An 18413-nucleotide genomic window follows, 5' to 3' on the forward strand; every position below is an offset into this window, starting at 1 on the left:
GGCCTCATTCGTAAGCAAGCTCCCAGATCCGAAGCCCTATGACCGAAGACGATCCGACCGACGAAATCTCCGATATCGAAGACCGGATCGAGGCGTTGGCCGAGGTCGCAGAGCGCTGCCGGAAGTACATCCTGGCGTCCAAGATCGCCATCGGCGCTGGTGCCGCGCTGCTGTTGGTTACGATCCTCGGCCTAATTGGCACGGGTCAGACCGCGGCGCTCGGCTCGATCGCGCTGGTGCTCGGCGGGATCGTTTCGCTCGGTTCGAATGTCAGCACGCTGCGGCAGACGGATGACGCGATTCGTGCTGCTGCGGAGGCGCGGCGTGCGGCACTGATCGGACGCATCGACCTTCGCCTGGTCGCCGATGCTCCGTTGAAGCTGGTGTGACGCCTCCGGCGCCACCACGCCCCCGTGGGTCGGTCAAAATCCCCCGGGTATGGTCACTTGAAACTCCCCCACCTGATGATCGCCGTCAGCGCCGCTGAACAGCAGTAGCCGGTCAGGCAGGACGTTTATGTTCGACCCCTTTAGCCAGCAAGGGGCCGGGGAGTTGAACGTCTTGAAGCGACATCTGCAAAGCACCGTACTTACATTACTTGATCGCAACACCAGCCAGCGCGAGATTCACCGGCTGACGGGTGTCGATCGCAAGACGATCCGGCGTTATCAGGCGCTGCGGGCCGGTGCGGAGGCAAATTCCCCCGGGGAAGTGACCACCGGCTCGGTGAGCGCGGACGGCCAAATTCCTCCACCCGACCACCGGCTTTTGGGACATCGGAAGCGACGGTCACCAGCAGCCTGGCCCGTTCGGCTTGCGAAGCGCATCGGACGTGGATCGAAGAACAGGTCCGGCTGAAGCGGAACGCGCAGGCGATTTACCAGGACCTGGTTGATCAATTTGGCTTTCCGTCCAGCTACCAGAGTGTCAAGCGGTTTGTGCGCCGGTTGCGGCACGCTGATCCTGAGCAGTTTGATCGTCTTGAGTTCCTCCCCGGCGAGGAAGCTCAGGTCGACTATGGCGAGGGCGCGCCGACGGTTGATCCGAAGAGCGGGCGGTACCGTCGTCCCCGCCTGTTCGTGATGACGCTACGCTACTCGCGGCGCAGCTTCCGGCGGGTAGTCTGGAAGTCCAGCCAACAAGTCTGGGCGCAGCTCCACGAAGAGGCGTTCCGGTATTTTGGCGGGGTCCCCAGCTATGTCGTGCTCGACAACCTGAAGGAAGGCGTCCTCAAGCCGGATTTGTACGAGCCCCAGCTCAACCCGATTTACAGCGCGATGCTGGCTCATTACGCCGTGGTCGCCGATCCCGCGCGCGTGGCCGATCCAAATCGGAAAGGATGCGTCGAGAATGCGATTCAACATACCCAGGGCACTGCGCTGGCCGGACGGCGCTTCGAGACGCTGGAGGCGCAAAACGAGTTCTTGAGGCACTGGGAGGAGAACTGGGCTTCCAAACGCATCCACGGCAGCACGCGCCGTCAGGTCGAGGCGATGTTCCAGGAAGAGGGGAGTGTCAGAAGTTTTGTGTAAGAGCGTCTCTGTGAGGGGTTTGCGGGGTCAGCGGACTGACCCCATGGGGTCAGTCCGCTGAGCCTGCAAAGCGCTCGCCGAACTGGATGGCAAACTGGCCCATTGCGGCCGTCCATGCAACCGGTCGTCGCCAATGGATGCCGGCATTTCTGATGGCGAGGTAAAGCAGCTTCATCGCCGCCTCGTCGTTGGGGAAGCTGCCGCGTGTTTTGATGATCTTGCGCAGCGAACGGTTCAGCGCCTCGACCGCGTTGGTGGTATAGATCATTTTGCGTATCTCCGGCGCGAAGGCGAAGAACGGAATGACATGCTCCCACGCCCGGCGCCAGGCCGCCCCGATCGCGGGATAGCGCTTGCCCCACTCGGCTTCGAAGTCCTCGAGCCTGAGCAGAGCGGCGTCGGCATTCTCGGCATGATAGATCGCCTTGATCGAGGGAAGGATCGCCTTGCGATCCTTCCAGGACACGAAGGATAGGCTGTTGCGGATCAAATGCACGATGCAGGTCTGGACCATCGCCTTGGGAAAGACGCTGTTGATCGCCTCGGGAAAGCCCTTCAGACCGTCGACGACGGCGATCAGGATGTCGGCGACGCCGCGGTTCCTCAGATCGTTCATGACCTTGAGCCAGAATTTGGCGCCTTCGGTTTGCTCGATCCAAAGCCCGAGCACGTCTTTCTCGCCCGATGCAGTGATGCCCAGCACGACGTAGACTGCCTTGTTCTTGACCATCCCCTCATCGCGAATCTTGACCCTGAGCGCGTCGAAGAAGACCACCGGATAGATCGCTTCCAGCGGCCGGCTCTGCCATTCGCGGACCTCGTCGAGAATCGCGTCGGTGACCTTGCTGATCAGATCGGGGGACACCTCGGTGCCGTAGAGCTCGGCCAGATGGCCCTGGATCTCCCGTACCGTCATGCCCCGCCCGTAGAGACTGATGATCTTCTCGTCGAAGCCGTCGAAGCGGGTCTGGCCCTTCGCGACGATCACCGGTTCGAACGTGCCGGCGCGGTCGCGCGGCACCTCGATCTCGATCTCGCCGTCGTCCGTCAACAGCGCTTTGCTGCTTGTGCCGTTGCGGCTGTTGCCCGACCCGCGGCCCGCCGGGTCGCCCTTCTCATAGCCAAGGTGGTGGGTCAGCTCCGCACCCAGTGCGCGCTCCAGAAGCGCCTTCTTCAGTCGTCTGAAAAGCCCGTCTTCGCCGGCTAAGTCTTCTGGCTTGAGGCTGCCCCCGGCAAGAAGCTGGTCCAAAATCTCAGGTGAAAAATCCGTAGCCATGTGAGTCTCCTGTCAAAGGTAAACTCACAGAAACCATCTTACACCGAGTTACTGACACCCTCAGGAAGAGAAGCCGCACCTGCGGCCGCTGCCTGTCGCTCCCTTCCGCATCTTCACCGAAGTCGTCCGGACTGTCTGCGACGACACCACCGTACGCGTCGACAACAGCTATTACGCCGCGCGGCCCGCGCCGATCGGCAGCCAGGTCGTCGTGCGCATCTACACCACCACGATCGAGATCCGTGATCGCCACACCCGTGCGCTGCTGCGTGTTCATTCCCGGATGGCGCACCCCGGTTCTGTCGTCCTGCCGACCAGCGAACGGCCGTTCAACCCGTCGCGGCAAACCGCCGTGCTGCTGGCGAGCGCCGAGCGCATCGGACCGCAGACCAGGGCCTTGTGCCAGCAGGTGTTCGACACCGAAGGGCGCCCCGGACAGCGCGCGATGTGGGGCATTGTCGGGCTGGGCCGGAAGTATCCGGCGCGGCTGGTCGAGCAGGCCTGCGCGCACGCCATCGACAACCGCATCTACCGCTACAAGCACGTGCGTGCGACCGTCGAGCGGTTGTTCGAACAGGCGATCGAGCAGGTTGGAGTGACGCCACAGCCGGCATCGCCGCTCACCCAGGATCATCCGCTGATCCGTACCCCCGCGGAATACGGCGACCTCTTCAGCCGCGCTGTGCGGCGCGACGCCGACGACAATGGTCGGCAGGCCGAGGCTCACGACGATCACGCCACGGCAATCCGCGCTCGTGTCGCCTGCGCAACCCCGGCCAACTCCGGCGCCACGAGCGCTCCCGCTGCACCTTCTCACCTTAAACTGGAGACCTAGCCACATGATGACCATGCCGGAAATTGAGCGTTGCCTACGACAGCTGCGCCTGTCGGGTGTCCGCGACACGCTGCAGACGCGCGTGCTCCAGGCGCAGGGCGCCAACCAGCCCTTCCTCGAGACCTTCTCCCTTATCCTGCAGGATGAACTGGACCGTCGTCAGTCCCGTCTTATCGAGCGGCGATACCAGCAATCCGGGCTCGACGAAAAGCTGACGCTCGCCGAGTTCGACTGGTCCTTCAATCCCAAACTGCCACGTCAGACCTGCTTCCAGCTCCACACCCTGGCGTTCATTGCCGCTGGCGAGAACGCTCTGCTTGTTGGCAAACCTGGCACCGGGAAGTCGCACATCGCCAAGGCGATTGCCTATCAGGCGATCCTGCAAAGCCACAAGGTCCAGTATCTTGAGACCGACGACTTCTTCCACCGCTACGCCCTGAACTCTCCGGCACAACGCGAGGTCCGGCTGCGAACCATCATCGACTGCGATCTCCTCGTGCTGGACGATCTATTCCTCGCACGCGCCATCCCCGACGCCGCCGGCACTTTGCTGCAGACCCTGATCCATCAGCGTTACAAACTGCGCCGCAGCGTCATCGTCACCTCCAATCGCGTCGTGCAGGATTGGGGGGCATACCTTGGGGACAACACTATGAGCACGACGATCCTCGATCGCCTTATGCATCATTGCCATCTGCTTGAGTTCGACGGACGCAGCTATCGGCTCAAAGAAGCCGCTGAAGCTCTTGCCCGGGAAACAAACTCAAACTAACAGTCCCTTGTCCTGCCTCGCGGGTGGAGGAATTTGACTGACCACACCCGGAGGAATTTGAAGTGACCCGCGGGGACCACGCCTCACGCGGCCGTCTTGAGCGTCAGCTCCGACAATTCCGTGCGGCATTCTGCGGCGAAGGCTTGAAGCCGCGCGGCCGTCTGCTGGTCAAGGATCGCTCTTGCCAGCCGCTCGGCGCGGGCGATCTGTTGCTTGAGATATTCGATGCGAGCCATGGGTCACCTCTTAGCGGAAATAAACTCAGGCGAATTGCTTCATTCGGCGATGGCGACTCTATAGGCCAGGAGCTGGATTGAATGTGTGAGCCACATCACGCCTCGTGCGTCGCATCCGCCGCGGCGAAATGCGCCATCTGGTCGGCGTGGGCCTTGGCGAACGCCGGACGTCCGGTGGCGCGCGCGACGTAGGCGCGGCAGGCAGGACTGTCCGTCAGCCCGTCGAAACCATCGACGACGCGCAGCACGTCCGCCATCAGGATGTCGGCGACGGAGAAGGAGCCGGCCAGCCATTCGCGGCTCGCCAGCACCGGCTCGAGATGCTTGAGCCGGAGCTTGAGGAAGTCGTCGACGAATTTCCACGCCTGCGTGTCGGTCGGATGGCCCATGAACTTCGACATGCCCCAGGGCAGGCTGGCCATCTCCACCGAATTGAGCGCCGCGAACACCCATTTCGTCGTCTCGCTGCGGCCTCGCGGATCGGATGGCATCAGCTTCTCGCTGAGCCCGCCGAGGTGCAGCAGGATCGCGCCGGTCTCGAAGATCGAGAGGTCGCCGTCGGTCAGCCACGGCACCTGGCCGAACGGCTGGTGCGCGAAGTGCGCAGGCCCGCGATCGTCGAACGGCACGCTGGCGACGCGATAGGGCAAGCCGGCTTCTTCCAGCGTCCAGCGCACGCGGAAGTCGCGCACGAAGCCTCGCGGCGCTGCGGGAACCCAATCGAAGGTGGTCAGGGTGAGGTCGGCCATTTGCTGTCTCCGTGTCCTGGTTCGAGGCAAAGGACGAACGAAGGGCGTCCATTCCGACACCGGACCAACTCTTTTTGTCGCCGGCGGCTTAACCGGCTAGTCTCGGTTCAAACAACAGGAGGAAATCCGATGCCAGCAGCCTTCTTCGTCGTCCGGGCCATTGTCACCGATCCCAATAAGCGCGCCGCCTTCGACCGATGGTACGAGACGGAACATCTGCCCGATGCGGTGAAGGCGTTCGGCGTGAGCAAGGCCTGGCGGTTCTGGAGCCTGGATGATCCCTCGATGCACCAGGCGATGTATCAGTTCGATGACGAGGCAAAGCTGAATGCGATGCTGAAAGGTGACGCGCTACAAAGGCTCGTCGCCGACTTCAACCGCGACTGGCCCGACGTGAAGCGCACGCGCGAAACGCTGGTGCTGGCGCAGGAGTTTGCGAAGTAAGCGGGAGACATTCCGCGGCTCAATAAATCTGAACGCGCGATTCAGCTTCGGTTCATGTCGTGAACGCGACACTTCCTCTGCATCACAGTCACGATGACCAAAGGAAGAAATGATGGAGCGCCGGAACTTTTTGAAACTTGCATTGGGGGTGACAGCGGGCGCCGCGGCCTTCGCCGCAACGGCCGCGCAGGCCGCGCCGCTGTCACCGCAGCCGGTCGGTGATCCCGCCCGTATGCCGCAGGGCAATTCCGACGCTCATCCCGCGGTCACCACCAGCGAGGAAGCCGCGAAGCTGGCGCCAGAGCAGGTTCACTACGGCCATCACCGCCACTGGGGCTGGCACCGCCGTCATTGGCGCCGGCATCGCCGACGCTGGCACCGCCGCCATCACTGGTAAGCTCGCGAAGTTTGCGGATTGGACGGGGATCGCCACAGGCGGTCCCCGTTTCGATTCTGGAGGCGCTTCAGTTCCACGGCGGATGGATCGTTGGCGGTAACCCCGAATAAAATGGCCGCGCAGGCTTCCGCCGCGCGGCCATTCAGTAACGCAAATGGACGAGATCAGAACGGGCGGCAGCGGCCGGCGTACCAGCGGAAGCCGTAGGGGCACACACGCGCGCGAGGCACAACGACGACCGGCGCCGGGGCGACCACCACCGGAGCGGGGCGAACGACGACCGGGCCGCGCATCGGACGGCAGCCGCCATAGGGGCCGCGATACCAACCCGGGCCGCAACCTCCGGCGGCGCTGGCCGCCTCGCTGAAACCGACGACCGCGCTGGCGAGCATGACGGCGGCAAACAGGTATTTCATGTGGTCTTCCTTCTCGTCCTTAGGCAGGCTAGAGCATGATGTATTTACACGGAACCATAGCCTGAGTTTTTGAAGTAGTTGGTGCACTCCTCCTGGGAGAAGAGATCGAGGAGTTCACCAACCTTCCGCCAGGTTGCCTCCACGTCACGAGGTTCTGCGGATCGCATGAGGTGTTTGAGTTTGGCGAAGACCTGCTCGATCGGGTTGAGGTCAGGGCTGTAGGGCGGCAAGAAGATAAGGTGGGCTCCTCTGGCGCGGATAGCTTGGCGAGCCGCTTTGCCCTTGTGGCTGCCAAGATTGTCGAGAACGACGATCTCGCCCGGTGCGAGGGTGGGTGCCAACACCTTCTCGACGTACAGCGTGAAGAGTTCACCATTGATGGGACCATCAATCACCCAAGGCGCACTGATCCGATCATGACGCAGCGCCGCGATGAAGGTCATGGTCTTCCAATGGCCGAAAGGTGCAGATGCTTGGAGGCGCTGCCCACAAGGCCCCCAGCCGCGTAGCGGCGCCATATTGGTCTTGATCCACGTCTCGTCGATGAAAACCAACCGCGTGACGTCAATCCTGCCTTGATGCGCTTTCCATCGGGTCCGCTTACGGGCGACGTCTGGGCGATCCTGCTCGGCTGGTAGAAGCGTTTTTTTTGAAGCTGAGCCCCTCGGCGTGAACAAAAGTCCACACCGCCCGCACGTCTGTCTTGATCCCCCGTGCAGCCAGCTCCTGCGTCAGCTTGCGCAAGGTGAATGGCCCCGAGCGAATGCGTTTGCGCAGCCAGTCGGCGTTGGCATCCGACAGAACCCGCTTCTTGTGGCCGCCGATCTGGCCGGGCGCCAGGCCTCCGGTATCACGCCTTAGGTTCTTCCACTTCGTCACGCACGAGGGGCTGATCTGTAGCGCCTCTGCGATCGAACGAACCGTCTCGCCCGCGTCAGCGCGAGCCAAGGCGCGTTCACGGATGTCTTCCGAATAGGGGCGCGTCATCCATGCTGGCCTCCGCACTCCAGCATGGAGCTTGAATCAGAAATCGCCCGCTCTGGGAACCCCGATTCCAGTCAAAAACATCACGCTCTAGGGGAACGGCGCTTGCGGCGCACAATGAATCAAGAGACACGATTCGACACGTTAAATCTGGGGCGTGCCGACACGTCGCGATCCAAACCTGCCAATCATGACCTGAATGCGGCATGAACGGTCCGCGCATCTTGCCTCAGACGACACGCCAGTGTCGCTAGCGACCGAGAAAACCAAGCACCAGCTCCTTGTACTTCTCCGGCGCCTCCAGGAAGACGAGATGCCCGGTGTTCGGAATCACTTCGGCCTGCGCATTCGGCATCTTCGCCGCCAGCGCCTTCGCCAGTTCGGCGTTCTGCCCCATCTTGGCCCGCAGCGCCTCGGGCGCGAGTGGCCGGCCCGGCGCGTTGTGGTCGTCGGCCCCCATGATGAACAACGTCGGCAGCGCGATCTGCGGAATCTCGTGCGCCATCGGCTCTCGATAGATCATCTGGCCGGAGCTGACGAAAGCGCGCAGCCAGCGCGGATAGTCGGGGCTGCCCTTGATGTTGAAGCGGGCATCGATGAACGGCGCGATCGCCTCGGCCGGCAGCTTGATCGCGTAATTGGTCTGGAGCTGCTTGCGATAGCCCTCGGCGGTGAGCTTGTCCTCGGTCTCGATTATCTTCTCGGTCGGCGTCGGCGGCACGTAGAGGCGGTAATCCTCCAGCCCGATCGGCGCGGTCAGCACCAGATGGGCGACGCGGTCGGGATAGGCGCGGGCGATGCGCACACCGAGCATGCCGCCGAGCGAGTGGGCGACGATCTCGGCCTTGTCGATCTTGAGATGATCGAGCAGCGCAATGGTGTTGCGCGCCAGCGTGTCGAAATGCAGTTCGCCCTGCGGCTTGGAGGATTTGACGAAACCAATCTGGTCCGGCACCACGACGCGGAAGCCGGCCTCGCTCAGCATCTTGATCACCGGCGCCCAATAGCTCGACGGGAAATTGCGCCCGTGCAGCAGCACCACGGTGCGGCCGTTCGGCTGCGCGGGCGACACGTCCATGTAGGCCATGCTGAGCTGCTCGCCATCGTTGACGACCGGCAGGAGGTGCACGGGGTAGGGATAGGCAAAGCCTTCGAGCGCGATGCCATAGGGCTCACGGGGCGGGCTGTCGGCGGCGATGGCGAAGGTGAACGGAGAGACGAGAAGGGAGGCGGCGAGCGCGGCCGGGAGGAGGCGGTTCATGGAGGGTCTCGCAATTGGAGCAGTCATTCCGGGGCGCGCGCAGCGCGAACCCGGAATCTCGAGATTCCGGGTCTGGTCCTTCGGACCATCCCGGAATGACAATGCGCATAAAGACGTCAACGGCCGGGTCAAGCCCGCCCACGACGAGAGCCCGCATTCACACGCAAACGTGCGAGCCCACGCGCCCCGCGTGATCAGTCCTGCCCGCTGCCGAACAGCGTGGCGAACTGCTTCTCGCCTGTGCGGGTGAAATTCACCACGCGGCTGCCGGGCGTGGCATCGCGCGAGGCCCATTTCAGTTCGGCGAAGCGCTGCATCAAGGCGGCGCCCAGCGTGCCGGCGAGATGATGCCGCCGCTCGCTCCAGTCGAGGCAGGCCTTGCACACCGGGCGGCGCGGATGGGCCAGCATGTCCGGCGAGATCTGCAAATGCTTGACGAGGAAGCGCTCGCCCTCGGCCGTCAGCTCGATGTCCTGCTTCTTTTGCCTGACGAGGTTTCGCTCGCGCATGGTGTCGAGCATCTGCACGCCTAGATCGCCGGCGAGATGATCGTAACAGATCCGCGCCCGTCGCAGCGCCGGATCCTTCGGACCGGTGCGCACGCGCATGTGGCCGGTCCGCGCGGCAAGGCCCGCAAGTCCCTCGAGTACGCCGGCGACGTCGTCATCGGTGAGGCGGTAATAGCGGTGGCGGCCCTGCTTCTCTGGCTCGATCAGGCCGCCGGCCTCGAGCTTCGAAAGATGCGAGCTTGCGGTCTGCGGTGTGATGGCGGCCTCCTGCGCCAGCTCGCTCGCGGTGAGCGCGCGGCCGTTCATCAGCGCCGTGAGCATGTTGGCGCGCGCGGGGTCGCCGACGAGGGAGGCGACCATGGCGATATCAGGACCTGCTTTCATGCTTCGATGGTAGCCGAAGCATTGTGGCCGGGCAAGGGCGTAGCGTGTTGCTTCAAGCACAGGAACCCGTCATGTCCGTCACCGTTTTCATCCGTTACCAGCTCGATCCCTTCAAGCGCGCGCAGTTCGAGGAATATTCGAAGCGCTGGCTCACCATCATCCCGAGATGTGGCGGCGACCTGATCGGCTATTTCATGCCGCATGAGGGCACCAACAACATCGCGTCCGCCCTGATCTCGTTCGAGAGCCTGGCCGCCTACGAGGCCTATCGCAAACGGCTGCGGGCCGATCTCGACGGCATGGCGAACTTCAATTTTGCCGAGTCCGAGAAATTCATCCTCGCCGAAGAGCGCACCTTCCTGCGCAAGGTGATATTGTAGGCCAACCAACAGCAGGAGATGCTCATGATTGCCGTGATCTTCGAGGTCTGGCCCAAGCCGGAACACCGCCAGGACTATTTCGATCTCGCGGCCGACCTGAAGCCGTTGCTGCAAACCATCGACGGCTTCATCTCGGTCGAGCGCTTCGAGAGCCTGACCGAGAAGGGCAAGATCCTGTCGGTGTCGTTCTGGCGGGATGAGGCTGCCGTGCAGGCCTGGCGCAACACGATGGAGCATCGCCGCACGCAGGCGAAAGGCCGCGCAAAGATCTTCGCGGACTATCATCTGCGCATCGCCAGCGTGATCCGGGATTACAGCATGACCGACCGCGAGCAGGCTCCGAAGGACAGTCGCGCCGTACACGACGGGCACTAGCGCACTTGAAAGGGCGCGCCTATCTCTGCGCGGCCAACTAGGGAGAGAAACATGCACGTGACGACCGCGGACAAGCGCGCGACGTTCAGGAAGATGCACGAGAGCGGCTGCTTCATCCTGCCCAATCCGGTCGATGTCGGCGGCGCGAAAGCCTTGCAGCATCTCGGCTTCAAGGCGATCGCGTCATCGAGCGCAGGCTTTGCCTGGACCATCGGCAAGGCCGACAACCACGTCAGCGTCGAGGACGTCTGTCAGCATCTGGCAGCATTGAGCTCGGCCGTCGATATCCCCGTCAACGCCGATTTCGAGGGCGGCTTTGCCGTCGAGCCGGACAGGGTCGCCGACAATGTCGAGCGCTGTGTGCGTACCGGCGTCGCGGGCCTCTCGATCGAGGATTCCACGGGCGACAAGGACAAGCCGCTCTACGACCGCGCGCTTGCGGTCGAGCGCATCAAGGCCTCGCGCAAGGCGATCGGCGACAGCGGCACGCTGCTGGTCGGCCGCTGCGAGGCTTACTTGTGGGGCGTCACCGACCTCAAGCTCGTCATCGATCGGCTCACCGCCTATGCCGATGCCGGCGCCGACTGTCTCTACGCGCCGGGCCTGAAGAGCCGCGAGGACATCGCCGCCGTGGTGAAGGCGGTACATCCGAAGCCGTTCAATCTCCTGATCGGCGCGTCGGGCCTGTCGTTGCAGGAGGCAGAAGATCTCGGCGTGCGCCGCATCAGTGTGGGTGGCTCGCTCGCCCGCGCCGCCTGGGGCGGCTTCATGCGCGCTGCAAAGGAGATGGCGGAGAAGGGAACGTTCACAGAGCTTGCCGGCGGCTATCCCGGCGGCGAGCTCAACAAGATATTCAGCTAGGCCAACGAAAAGCGGCGGGATGTTGCATCCCGCCGCTCTCACGTCTCATTGCTAACTGTTACTTCGCGCCGTCAGACGGCGTCTGCGAACCCGGCGCCGGCTTTGCAGCAGGCGTATCGGGAGCCGGGGCAGCAGGCCTGCTCGGCGCCGCACCCGTGGTCACGCCCGGCTCGGTGTTGTTGCGCGGCGTCACGTCGCGCACGCCAGGAGGCGCCGCCGGATTGGTCGGCTGCGTCTGCGCGGTCTGCGAGGCCGGCGTGTTGCTGGCCTCGTTGGTCGTGGTGGTATTGTTCAAGCCGTAGAACACGGCGCCCAGCACCAGGGCGATCGCTACCGCAAACAGCGCGATCTTGCCGCTGGAGGCAGGGCCTTCCCCGAGCTCGGGATCGGCCTGAAGGTCGGCATCCCGGCGCGCCGCGCGAGAAAACTCATCTTCGGCGAGGTTCGGGCGATACGGATCGTTGGGAAAACGGTCGTCAGCCATCGATTGGATCTCCTCGGGTTATGACGTCGGGACAACCCTCAGGTGCGAGATTCCGTTCCGCGCCACCCCATGCTTTCGTCGCATGTTGCCCTCGTGTCGGGAATCGGGAACCTGTTCGCTCGGGAACTGGACGCGAGTTCCATGGCTGCGACGAGGGAACGAAACCGATGTGGAGTCTGCCGCCGACCGATAGCGTGCTGCACTTTCTGGCCCTCGTCGCCTTGACGGCAGAGGGCATGACGGCAGCACTGGCCGCGGGGCGGCGCAGCATGGATTATGTCGGCGTTTGTCTTCTCGCCTGCGTCACCGCGCTTGGCGGCGGCACGCTGCGCGACCTGTTCCTCGGTCACTACCCGCTGGTGTGGGTGGCCCACCCGATCTACCTTGCACTGCCGGGTGGGGCGGCGCTGCTGACGATCCTGATCGCGCGTCTCGTGCACCGGCTGCACCTCGCCTTCATCGTGCTCGATGCGATCGGCCTCGTCGTCTTCACCATGATCGGCTGCAACGTCGCCTGGCAGATGGACGCCTCGCTCCCGATCATGATCGTCTCCGGCATGGTGACGGGCTGCGCCGGCGGTGTGTTGCGCGATGTGCTCTGCAACGACGTACCGCTGCTGTTTCGATCCGAGCTCTATGCCAGCGTCTCGGTCGTGACTGGCTTGTTCTACGCCACGGCGTTCGGCTTCAATCTCAATGCCGAGCTCTGGATGATTTTGACCTTCGTACTCGGCCTCAGCTTCCGCCTGCTCGCGGTCCACTACAGATGGGAGATGCCGAAATTCGTGTTCACCGGGGATGAGGAGAGGTAGAGTCACGTCGCCTCATTCTGATGACGAGGGACGGAGTTGGCTACGGCTCCTTCCTCGCCCTCGCCACCTGGGCCGGCGTCACCAGCAGGCCCGCGTTGCCCCAGGAATTGCGGATGTAATTCGTCACCGCCGCGATCTCCTCGTCGGACAGTTGTTTGGCATAACCCGGCATCTCCCCGGTGTTGGGCGCGCGCGGCGTGGTCACGGTGTAGGCGCCGTCGAGGATGATGCGCAAGGTGGAGGATGGGTTGTTGGATTGCAGCAGCGCATTGCCTGGCAACGGCGGATAGATGCGCGGGGCTCCGGAGCCGTCGGCCTCATGGCAGGCGATGCAGAGTTTTGCGTAGACGGCCTGGCCGGCCTTCATCTCGGCATCATCCGGCGGCGTCACGATCGTCTCGCGTCGCGTCGACGGCAGGCTCTTCAAGTAAATGGCGATTGCGCGCACATCGGCATCGCTCATTTTCGCGGTCGAGTTGACGACGACCTCCGCCATCGGCCCACCGGCATGGCTTTTGGCGTTGCGCCCGCTTTGCAGATACTCCGTGATGTCCTCCTCGCTCCACGATTTCAGCCCGGTGCGGACGGCGCCATCGAGGCGAGGGGCAAACCAGCCTCCGACCTCGTTGCCGGATAGCGCCTGCGTGTCCCTGTCGGCGCCGAAATAGTTTTTCGGCGTGTGGCAGGCGCCGCAATGACCGAGCCCGGTGACGAGATAGCCGCCTCTGTTTCAGGCCGCGCTCTTGCTCTGGTCCGGCTCGAACAGCCCGGGCTTGAAGTACATGGCGTTCCACAGCCGCATCAGGCCGCGATAGCCGAACGGCCAGCGCAGTTCCGGCGGCTTGTTGCGGTTCGCGACGGGCGCCAGCGTGGCGAGATAGGCGCGGATCGCCAGCGTGTCGTCCTTCGTCATTTTGCTGAAGTAAGGATAGGGAAAGGCCGGGTAATAGTTCGAGCCGTCGGGCGCGATGCCGGTGCGTAGCGCCCGGGTGAAATCGGCATCCGACCAGGCGCCGATCCCTGTGTCGCGGTCGGGCGTCAGGTTCGGCGCATAGATCGCGCCGAAGGGCGTGTCGATGCGCTTTCCGCCCGCGAACGGCTTGGCCGGATCGGCGGTGTGGCAGCCCGCGCAGTCGCCGGCCTCGACCAGCGCCTTGCCGTAGGTGATCAGTTCCGGTGATGGCTCGGCGGCAAGCGCCGCGCCAGCAACTGCACTGCACAACGCGATCACAGCCAGAATCGTGCGCATGCTCGGCCTCTCCTGCGACCAATCGCCGTCATCGGCGCCATGGGGGCGGCCATTCATTTCGCGACGGCGGGGGTATGGTGACACAAATTGAAAATGCCCGGCGTGTTTGAGGCCACGAAATTGCGATTTTTACCCGGCGCGCCTTTTCATCCAGATTTGTGATGCGGATCATGAAATATCCGACATAGAGTGGCGGTGATGGTCGGCGCGCCCTAGCTAAAAACGACGAGAAGGCAACGGCTTAAGCGACCTTAAGGAACAAAGGCCTGAGCAGGGCCAAACGAGGACAGCATGGGCATCAACCAGGGTCCGATCAGTCTCGATCAAAAATACACCCAGGAAACCGGACACGTCTTCACCACGGGCATCCAGGCCCTGGTTCGCCTGCCGATGGCCCAGATCCGGCGCGACCGCGCCAACGGCCTCAATACCGCGGGCTTCATCTCCGGCTATCGCGGCTCGCCGCTCGGCGGCTACGACCAGCAGCTTTTAGCCGCCCGCAAGCATCTCGAACAGTACAACATCAAGTTCCAGCCCGGCGTGAACGAGGATCTGGCGGCCACCGCCGTCTGGGGCTCGCAGCAGCTCAACCTCTCGCCCGGTGCCAAATATGATGGCGTGGTCGGAATCTGGTACGGCAAGGGCCCGGGCGTCGACCGCTGCGGCGACGTGTTCCGCCACGGCAATGCCGCCGGCTCGGCTAAGAACGGCGGCGTGCTGTGCCTTGCCGGTGACGACCACGGCGCGAAATCCTCCACCGTTCCGCATCAGTCCGACCACGCCTTCATCTCGGCGCTGATGCCCTATCTCTATCCCTCGAGCATCCACGAGATGATCGAGATGGGCCTGCTCGGCATCGCGATGTCGCGCTATTCCGGCTGCTGGGTCGGCATGAAGGTGATCACCGAGACGGTGGAGACCACCGCCGAGATCGACCTCACCGACGAGATGAAGCCTTTCATCATCCCCACCGATTTCGAGCTGCCGCCCGGCGGGCTCAACCTGCGCTGGCCCGACGACCGCTTCGAGCAGGACCGGCGCCTGCAGGACTATAAGGGCTTTGCCGCCATCGCCTTTGCGCGCGCCAACAAGGTCAACCGCGTCACCATGGATTCGCCGAACGCCCGTTTCGGCATCATGGCGTCGGGCAAGAGCTATGAGGACGTGCGCCAGGCGTTGCGCGAACTGGGGATCACCGAGGAGGTCGCCGCCAAGATCGGCCTTCGTCTCTACAAGATCGGCATGCCCTGGCCGCTTGAGCCGGAAGGCGTCCGGCAGTTTGCTGTCGGCCTCGAGGAGATCTTCATCATCGAGGAGCGCCGCGAGATCGTCGAGAACCAGGTGAAGCAGGAGCTGTTCAACTGGCGCGACGATGTCCGCCCGCGCATCGTCGGCAAGATGGACGAGCACGACAAGCGCTTCCTGACCTTCGCCGCCGAGCTCAGCGTCGCCTCGCTCGCGACCTCGCTGACCGAGCGGCTGCTTCGACTTGATCTCAACCCTGAGATCGCGGAGATGCTCCGCGTCAAGGCCGATTGGTTCAACGGCCGCCAGGCGACCCAGATGCAGGCGGTCGCCCCCGTCTCCCGCACTCCCTACTTCTGCTCCGGCTGCCCTCACAACACTTCGACAAAAGTCCCCGAAGGCAGCCGCGCGCTCGCCGGCATCGGCTGTCACTTCATGGCGCTGTGGATGGACCGCTCGACCGAGACGTTCACGCATATGGGCGGCGAGGGCGTGCCCTGGGTCGGCATCGCGCCCTTCACCAACGAGAACCACATCTTCGCGAACCTCGGCGACGGCACTTACTTCCACTCCGGGCTTCTGGCGATCCGCCAGGCGGTCGCCTCCAAGACCAACATCACCTACAAGATCCTCTACAACGACGCGGTCGCCATGACCGGCGGTCAGCGCCATGACGGCGATCTCTCGCCGCAGCAGATCACCTTCCAGCTCCACGCCGAGGGCATCCGCGAGATCTATCTGGTCTCGGAGACCCCCGACGCCTATCCGGCCGACACCATCGCGCCCGGCGTGAAGAAGTATCACCGCGACGAGCTCGACAGCGTCATGAAGATGTGCCGCGAGTATAAGGGCACCTCGGCGATCGTCTTCGTGCAGACCTGCGCGGCCGAAAAGCGCCGCCGCCGCAAGCGCGGCCTGATGGAGGATCCGGCGCGCCGCGTCATGATCAACCCCGCCGTTTGCGAAGGCTGCGGCGACTGCTCGGTGCAGTCGAACTGCATCTCGGTGGAGCCGCTGGAGACTGAGTTCGGCCGCAAGCGCGCCATCAACCAGTCCTCCTGCAACAAGGATTATTCGTGTCTCAAGGGCTTCTGCCCGTCCTTCGTCACCGTCGACGGCGGCAAGCCGCGTCACCGTGCGCCGGCCGAGCTCAGCGAGATCGGCGAGCTGCCTGAGCCGGCCTCGCGACCGACTCTCGACAAGCCCTACAACATCGCGGTCGGCGGCGTCGGCGGCACCGGCGTGCTGACCATCGGCGCGCTGCTCGGCATGGCCGCCCATATCGAGGGCAAGGCCTCGATGATCCTCGACATGTCGGGCCTTGCGCAGAAGGGCGGGGCGGTGCTGAGCCATGTCCGCCTGTCGGATCATCCGGCTGAGGTGACCTGCTCGCGCATCGTCACCGGCACGGCCGATCTCGTGCTCGCGGCCGACGAGGTGGTTGCGGTCGCCAAGGACACGATCTCGCTCTGCGACACCAGCCGCACCCGCGGCATCATCAACAGCCACGTCATTCCCACCGCCGACTTCGTCCTCAACCGCGATTTCAACTTCCAGACCCGCAAGCTGAACGGATTGCTGGAGACGGCGCTGCACAAGGACTCCGTCTTCTTCGACTTCACCAGGCCGACCGAGCAGCTGCTCGGCGACAGCATCGCCACCAACATGATGATGATGGGCTACGCCTATCAGAAGGGGCTGTTCCCGCTTTCAGCGGAATCGATCGAGCAGGCCATCGAGGTCAACGGCGTCTCGATCAAGATGAACAAGGAAGCCTTCCGCCTCGGCCGCCTCGCGGTCGCGGACCCCGCGCGCCTTGCCGCGATGCTGAAGGGAACGGACGAAGTGGTTGCGCCGAAGACGCTGGACGCGATGACGCTCGATGAGGTGATCGAGCATCGCGCCAAGCATCTGACCGCCTATCAGAATGGCCGGCTGGCAAGACGTTATCGCAAGCTGGTCGACCAGGTTCGCGATGCTGCCAAGCAAGGCGGCTATGGCGATGCGCTGCCGCGGGCGGTCGCGGTGAACTACGCCAAGCTCCTCGCCTATAAGGACGAGTACGAAGTTGCGCGCCTCTACACCAACGGCGCCTTCGAGCAGCAGCTTCGCGATCAGTTCGAGGGCGACTTCAAATTCAGCTTCAACCTCGCTCCGCCCATCCTGGCGTCCGGCGTCGATGCGCTCGGCCGCCCGAAGAAGCGCGCCTTCGGCCCCTGGATGCTGAACGTTTTCCGCGTGCTCGCAAAGTTCAAATTCCTGCGCGGCACCCCCTTCGACATCTTCGGCCGCGGCGCCGACCGCAAGCTCGAACGCGATCTGATCGCCGGCTACGAGAAGGATGTCTCAACCGTGCTCGGCCTGTTGTCGCCGGTGACGATCGACACCGCGGTCGAATTGCTCTCACTGCCCGACCGCATCCGCGGCTACGGCGCCGTGAAGGAGAAGGCGGTGGCGGACGCAAAGGTGCGCTACGCCCAGCTCGCCGCCGATCTGGCGAGCCCGCCGCCGGCGCCAAGGCAGATCGCGGCGGAGTAGGGAGGTCCCATAGGGTGGGCAAAGGCGCACTTGCGCCGTGCCCACCATCTGCCATTGACTACGAAGAAGACGTGGGCACGCTTTCGCTTTGCCCACCCTACAGCACCATTCCTTGCGTTGCCGTCGGGCAAAACACCCACGCCGTGGGTCAATCCGTATGCACTAAAATATTCCACTTTACCGAAATTCGGAATTGTCGTATCCATCCGCCCACCTCATCCCTTTCAGAGGGGCGTATCGCGATCGTCACGAAAGGCGGGGTGAGCGGCGGTGGACGCGGGCTGCGTCGCGCGAGAGCTTGTCTCGCGCGCACGACGGGCGCGGTGTCGCGTACGGCAAAATCGTGTGGTCCTGACGCCCGGAGTTCTGGCGTCAAGTCTTGCGATCGCTCGCAGGGCGACGGGGGCAATAGTGCATCGCTCCCCGGGGAGAGCGCGACATAAGCCGTAAAGCCACTGCGCAGGGAAGGCCGGATGTTTGGCCGCACCTGTATGCCGCTGTGCATCTGTTCTTCGCGCAATTCGCGCACAGCGGACCGTGGGTGCCCAGCCGGCACCCGGTCTTCCCTGCGCCCTCTTCAAGGAGGGAGCACGACGGAAGCAAAGCTCGGGCAGGACATGCCGCGAGGATGCGGGGGTGTGTCTCGTGGGTAGCTCTCGTGCCCCGGACGCTGC

The 18413-nt window shown here is 63.7% G+C and carries 17 protein-coding genes and 3 pseudogenes; 11 read left to right on the forward strand and 9 right to left on the reverse strand.

Going from position 1 to position 18413, the window contains the following annotated elements; translation table 11 throughout:
- Nucleotides 1–38 precede the first annotated feature (38 nt).
- Nucleotides 39–389 carry a hypothetical protein gene (locus ABIF91_RS31445; protein WP_284277787.1) on the forward strand — a complete coding sequence of 117 codons (351 nt, stop codon included), beginning with the start codon at nucleotides 39–41 and terminating at the stop codon, nucleotides 387–389.
- Nucleotides 390–516: 127 nt separating this feature from the next.
- A pseudogene (istA, locus tag ABIF91_RS31450) lies at nucleotides 517–1508 on the forward strand (IS21-like element IS1631 family transposase); the annotation flags it as partial.
- Nucleotides 1509–1581: 73 nt separating this feature from the next.
- On the opposite strand, the gene ABIF91_RS31455 reads toward istA (ABIF91_RS31450), so the two are convergent.
- Nucleotides 1582–2808, reverse strand: coding sequence for an IS256 family transposase (locus ABIF91_RS31455; protein WP_038960272.1), 1227 nt, complete (start codon nucleotides 2806–2808; stop codon nucleotides 1582–1584).
- 61 nt (nucleotides 2809–2869) lie between these two features.
- On the opposite strand from ABIF91_RS31455, the pseudogene istA (ABIF91_RS31460) reads away from it, so the two are divergent.
- Nucleotides 2870–3643 (forward strand): annotated as a pseudogene (istA, locus tag ABIF91_RS31460) (IS21-like element IS1631 family transposase); the annotation flags it as partial.
- A 4-nt stretch (nucleotides 3644–3647) separates the two neighbouring features.
- Nucleotides 3648–4415, forward strand: coding sequence for an IS21-like element IS1631 family helper ATPase IstB (gene istB, locus ABIF91_RS31465; RefSeq protein ID WP_424578711.1), 768 nt, complete (start codon nucleotides 3648–3650; stop codon nucleotides 4413–4415).
- Between the two features lie 83 nt (nucleotides 4416–4498).
- Here istB and ABIF91_RS31470 read toward each other — a convergent pair whose 3' ends face one another.
- Together ABIF91_RS31470 and ABIF91_RS31475 are read right to left on the reverse strand one after the other, a co-directional pair.
- The gene (locus ABIF91_RS31470) at nucleotides 4499–4651 is read right to left on the reverse strand and encodes a hypothetical protein (protein WP_162832042.1); all 153 of its coding nucleotides are present in this window, start codon (nucleotides 4649–4651) and stop codon (nucleotides 4499–4501) included.
- Nucleotides 4652–4746: 95 nt separating this feature from the next.
- The gene (locus ABIF91_RS31475) at nucleotides 4747–5400 is read right to left on the reverse strand and encodes a glutathione S-transferase family protein (RefSeq protein ID WP_028182361.1); all 654 of its coding nucleotides are present in this window, start codon (nucleotides 5398–5400) and stop codon (nucleotides 4747–4749) included.
- A gap of 129 nt (nucleotides 5401–5529) precedes the next feature.
- Between ABIF91_RS31475 and ABIF91_RS31480 the strand changes: the two genes are divergently transcribed.
- A complete protein-coding gene (locus tag ABIF91_RS31480) occupies nucleotides 5530–5844 on the forward strand; it encodes a hypothetical protein (protein ID WP_028182360.1) in 315 nt (104 codons plus the stop codon).
- A 112-nt stretch (nucleotides 5845–5956) separates the two neighbouring features.
- On the forward strand, nucleotides 5957–6241 hold the full coding sequence (locus tag ABIF91_RS31485; protein ID WP_028182359.1) for a twin-arginine translocation signal domain-containing protein: 285 nt from the start codon (nucleotides 5957–5959) through the stop codon (nucleotides 6239–6241).
- 164 nt (nucleotides 6242–6405) lie between these two features.
- Here ABIF91_RS31485 and ABIF91_RS31490 read toward each other — a convergent pair whose 3' ends face one another.
- The 4 genes from ABIF91_RS31490 to ABIF91_RS31505 form a co-directional block, all read right to left on the reverse strand.
- A complete protein-coding gene (locus ABIF91_RS31490; protein ID WP_028182358.1) occupies nucleotides 6406–6657 on the reverse strand; it encodes a GCG_CRPN prefix-to-repeats domain-containing protein in 252 nt (83 codons plus the stop codon).
- A 44-nt stretch (nucleotides 6658–6701) separates the two neighbouring features.
- A protein-coding gene (locus ABIF91_RS31495; RefSeq protein WP_424579183.1) for an IS630 family transposase occupies nucleotides 6702–7644 on the reverse strand; the annotation gives its coding sequence in 2 pieces (ribosomal slippage) (nucleotides 6702–7307 and nucleotides 7309–7644; 942 coding nt in all).
- A 247-nt stretch (nucleotides 7645–7891) separates the two neighbouring features.
- Entirely contained in the window at nucleotides 7892–8902 is a 1011-nt protein-coding gene (locus tag ABIF91_RS31500) for an alpha/beta fold hydrolase (protein WP_424579579.1), read from the reverse strand.
- 194 nt (nucleotides 8903–9096) lie between these two features.
- Entirely contained in the window at nucleotides 9097–9795 is a 699-nt protein-coding gene (locus ABIF91_RS31505; RefSeq protein WP_028178596.1) for a winged helix-turn-helix domain-containing protein, read from the reverse strand.
- 71 nt (nucleotides 9796–9866) lie between these two features.
- Here ABIF91_RS31505 and ABIF91_RS31510 point away from each other — a divergent pair, with 71 nt between their 5' ends.
- Genes ABIF91_RS31510 through ABIF91_RS31520 form a run of 3 tightly spaced genes read left to right on the forward strand, consistent with a single transcriptional unit; the run spans nucleotide 9867 to nucleotide 11411 of the window.
- Entirely contained in the window at nucleotides 9867–10175 is a 309-nt protein-coding gene (locus ABIF91_RS31510) for an NIPSNAP family protein (RefSeq protein WP_028178597.1), read from the forward strand.
- A gap of 24 nt (nucleotides 10176–10199) precedes the next feature.
- Nucleotides 10200–10550, forward strand: coding sequence for an antibiotic biosynthesis monooxygenase family protein (locus ABIF91_RS31515; RefSeq protein ID WP_028178598.1), 351 nt, complete (start codon nucleotides 10200–10202; stop codon nucleotides 10548–10550).
- 51 nt (nucleotides 10551–10601) lie between these two features.
- On the forward strand, nucleotides 10602–11411 hold the full coding sequence (locus ABIF91_RS31520) for an isocitrate lyase/PEP mutase family protein (protein WP_028178599.1): 810 nt from the start codon (nucleotides 10602–10604) through the stop codon (nucleotides 11409–11411).
- Nucleotides 11412–11469: 58 nt separating this feature from the next.
- On the opposite strand, the gene ABIF91_RS31525 is transcribed toward ABIF91_RS31520, so the two are convergent.
- Complete coding sequence (locus ABIF91_RS31525) at nucleotides 11470–11895, reverse strand: hypothetical protein (protein WP_028178600.1); 426 nt, start codon at nucleotides 11893–11895, stop codon at nucleotides 11470–11472.
- Nucleotides 11896–12062: 167 nt separating this feature from the next.
- Between ABIF91_RS31525 and ABIF91_RS31530 the strand changes: the two genes are divergently transcribed.
- Nucleotides 12063–12707, forward strand: a complete 645-nt coding sequence (locus ABIF91_RS31530) for a trimeric intracellular cation channel family protein (protein ID WP_424579580.1) — start codon at nucleotides 12063–12065, stop codon at nucleotides 12705–12707.
- 40 nt (nucleotides 12708–12747) lie between these two features.
- On the opposite strand, the pseudogene ABIF91_RS31535 reads toward ABIF91_RS31530, so the two are convergent.
- Nucleotides 12748–13956, reverse strand: a pseudogene (locus tag ABIF91_RS31535) (cytochrome c).
- Nucleotides 13957–14247: 291 nt separating this feature from the next.
- On the opposite strand from ABIF91_RS31535, the gene ABIF91_RS31540 reads away from it, so the two are divergent.
- The gene (locus ABIF91_RS31540; protein WP_424579581.1) at nucleotides 14248–17739 is read left to right on the forward strand and encodes an indolepyruvate ferredoxin oxidoreductase family protein; all 3492 of its coding nucleotides are present in this window, start codon (nucleotides 14248–14250) and stop codon (nucleotides 17737–17739) included.
- Nucleotides 17740–18413: the final 674 nt, after the last annotated feature.

The organism is Bradyrhizobium sp. USDA 241, assembly GCF_049739505.1.
GTDB classification, from domain to species: domain Bacteria; phylum Pseudomonadota; class Alphaproteobacteria; order Rhizobiales; family Xanthobacteraceae; genus Bradyrhizobium; species Bradyrhizobium liaoningense.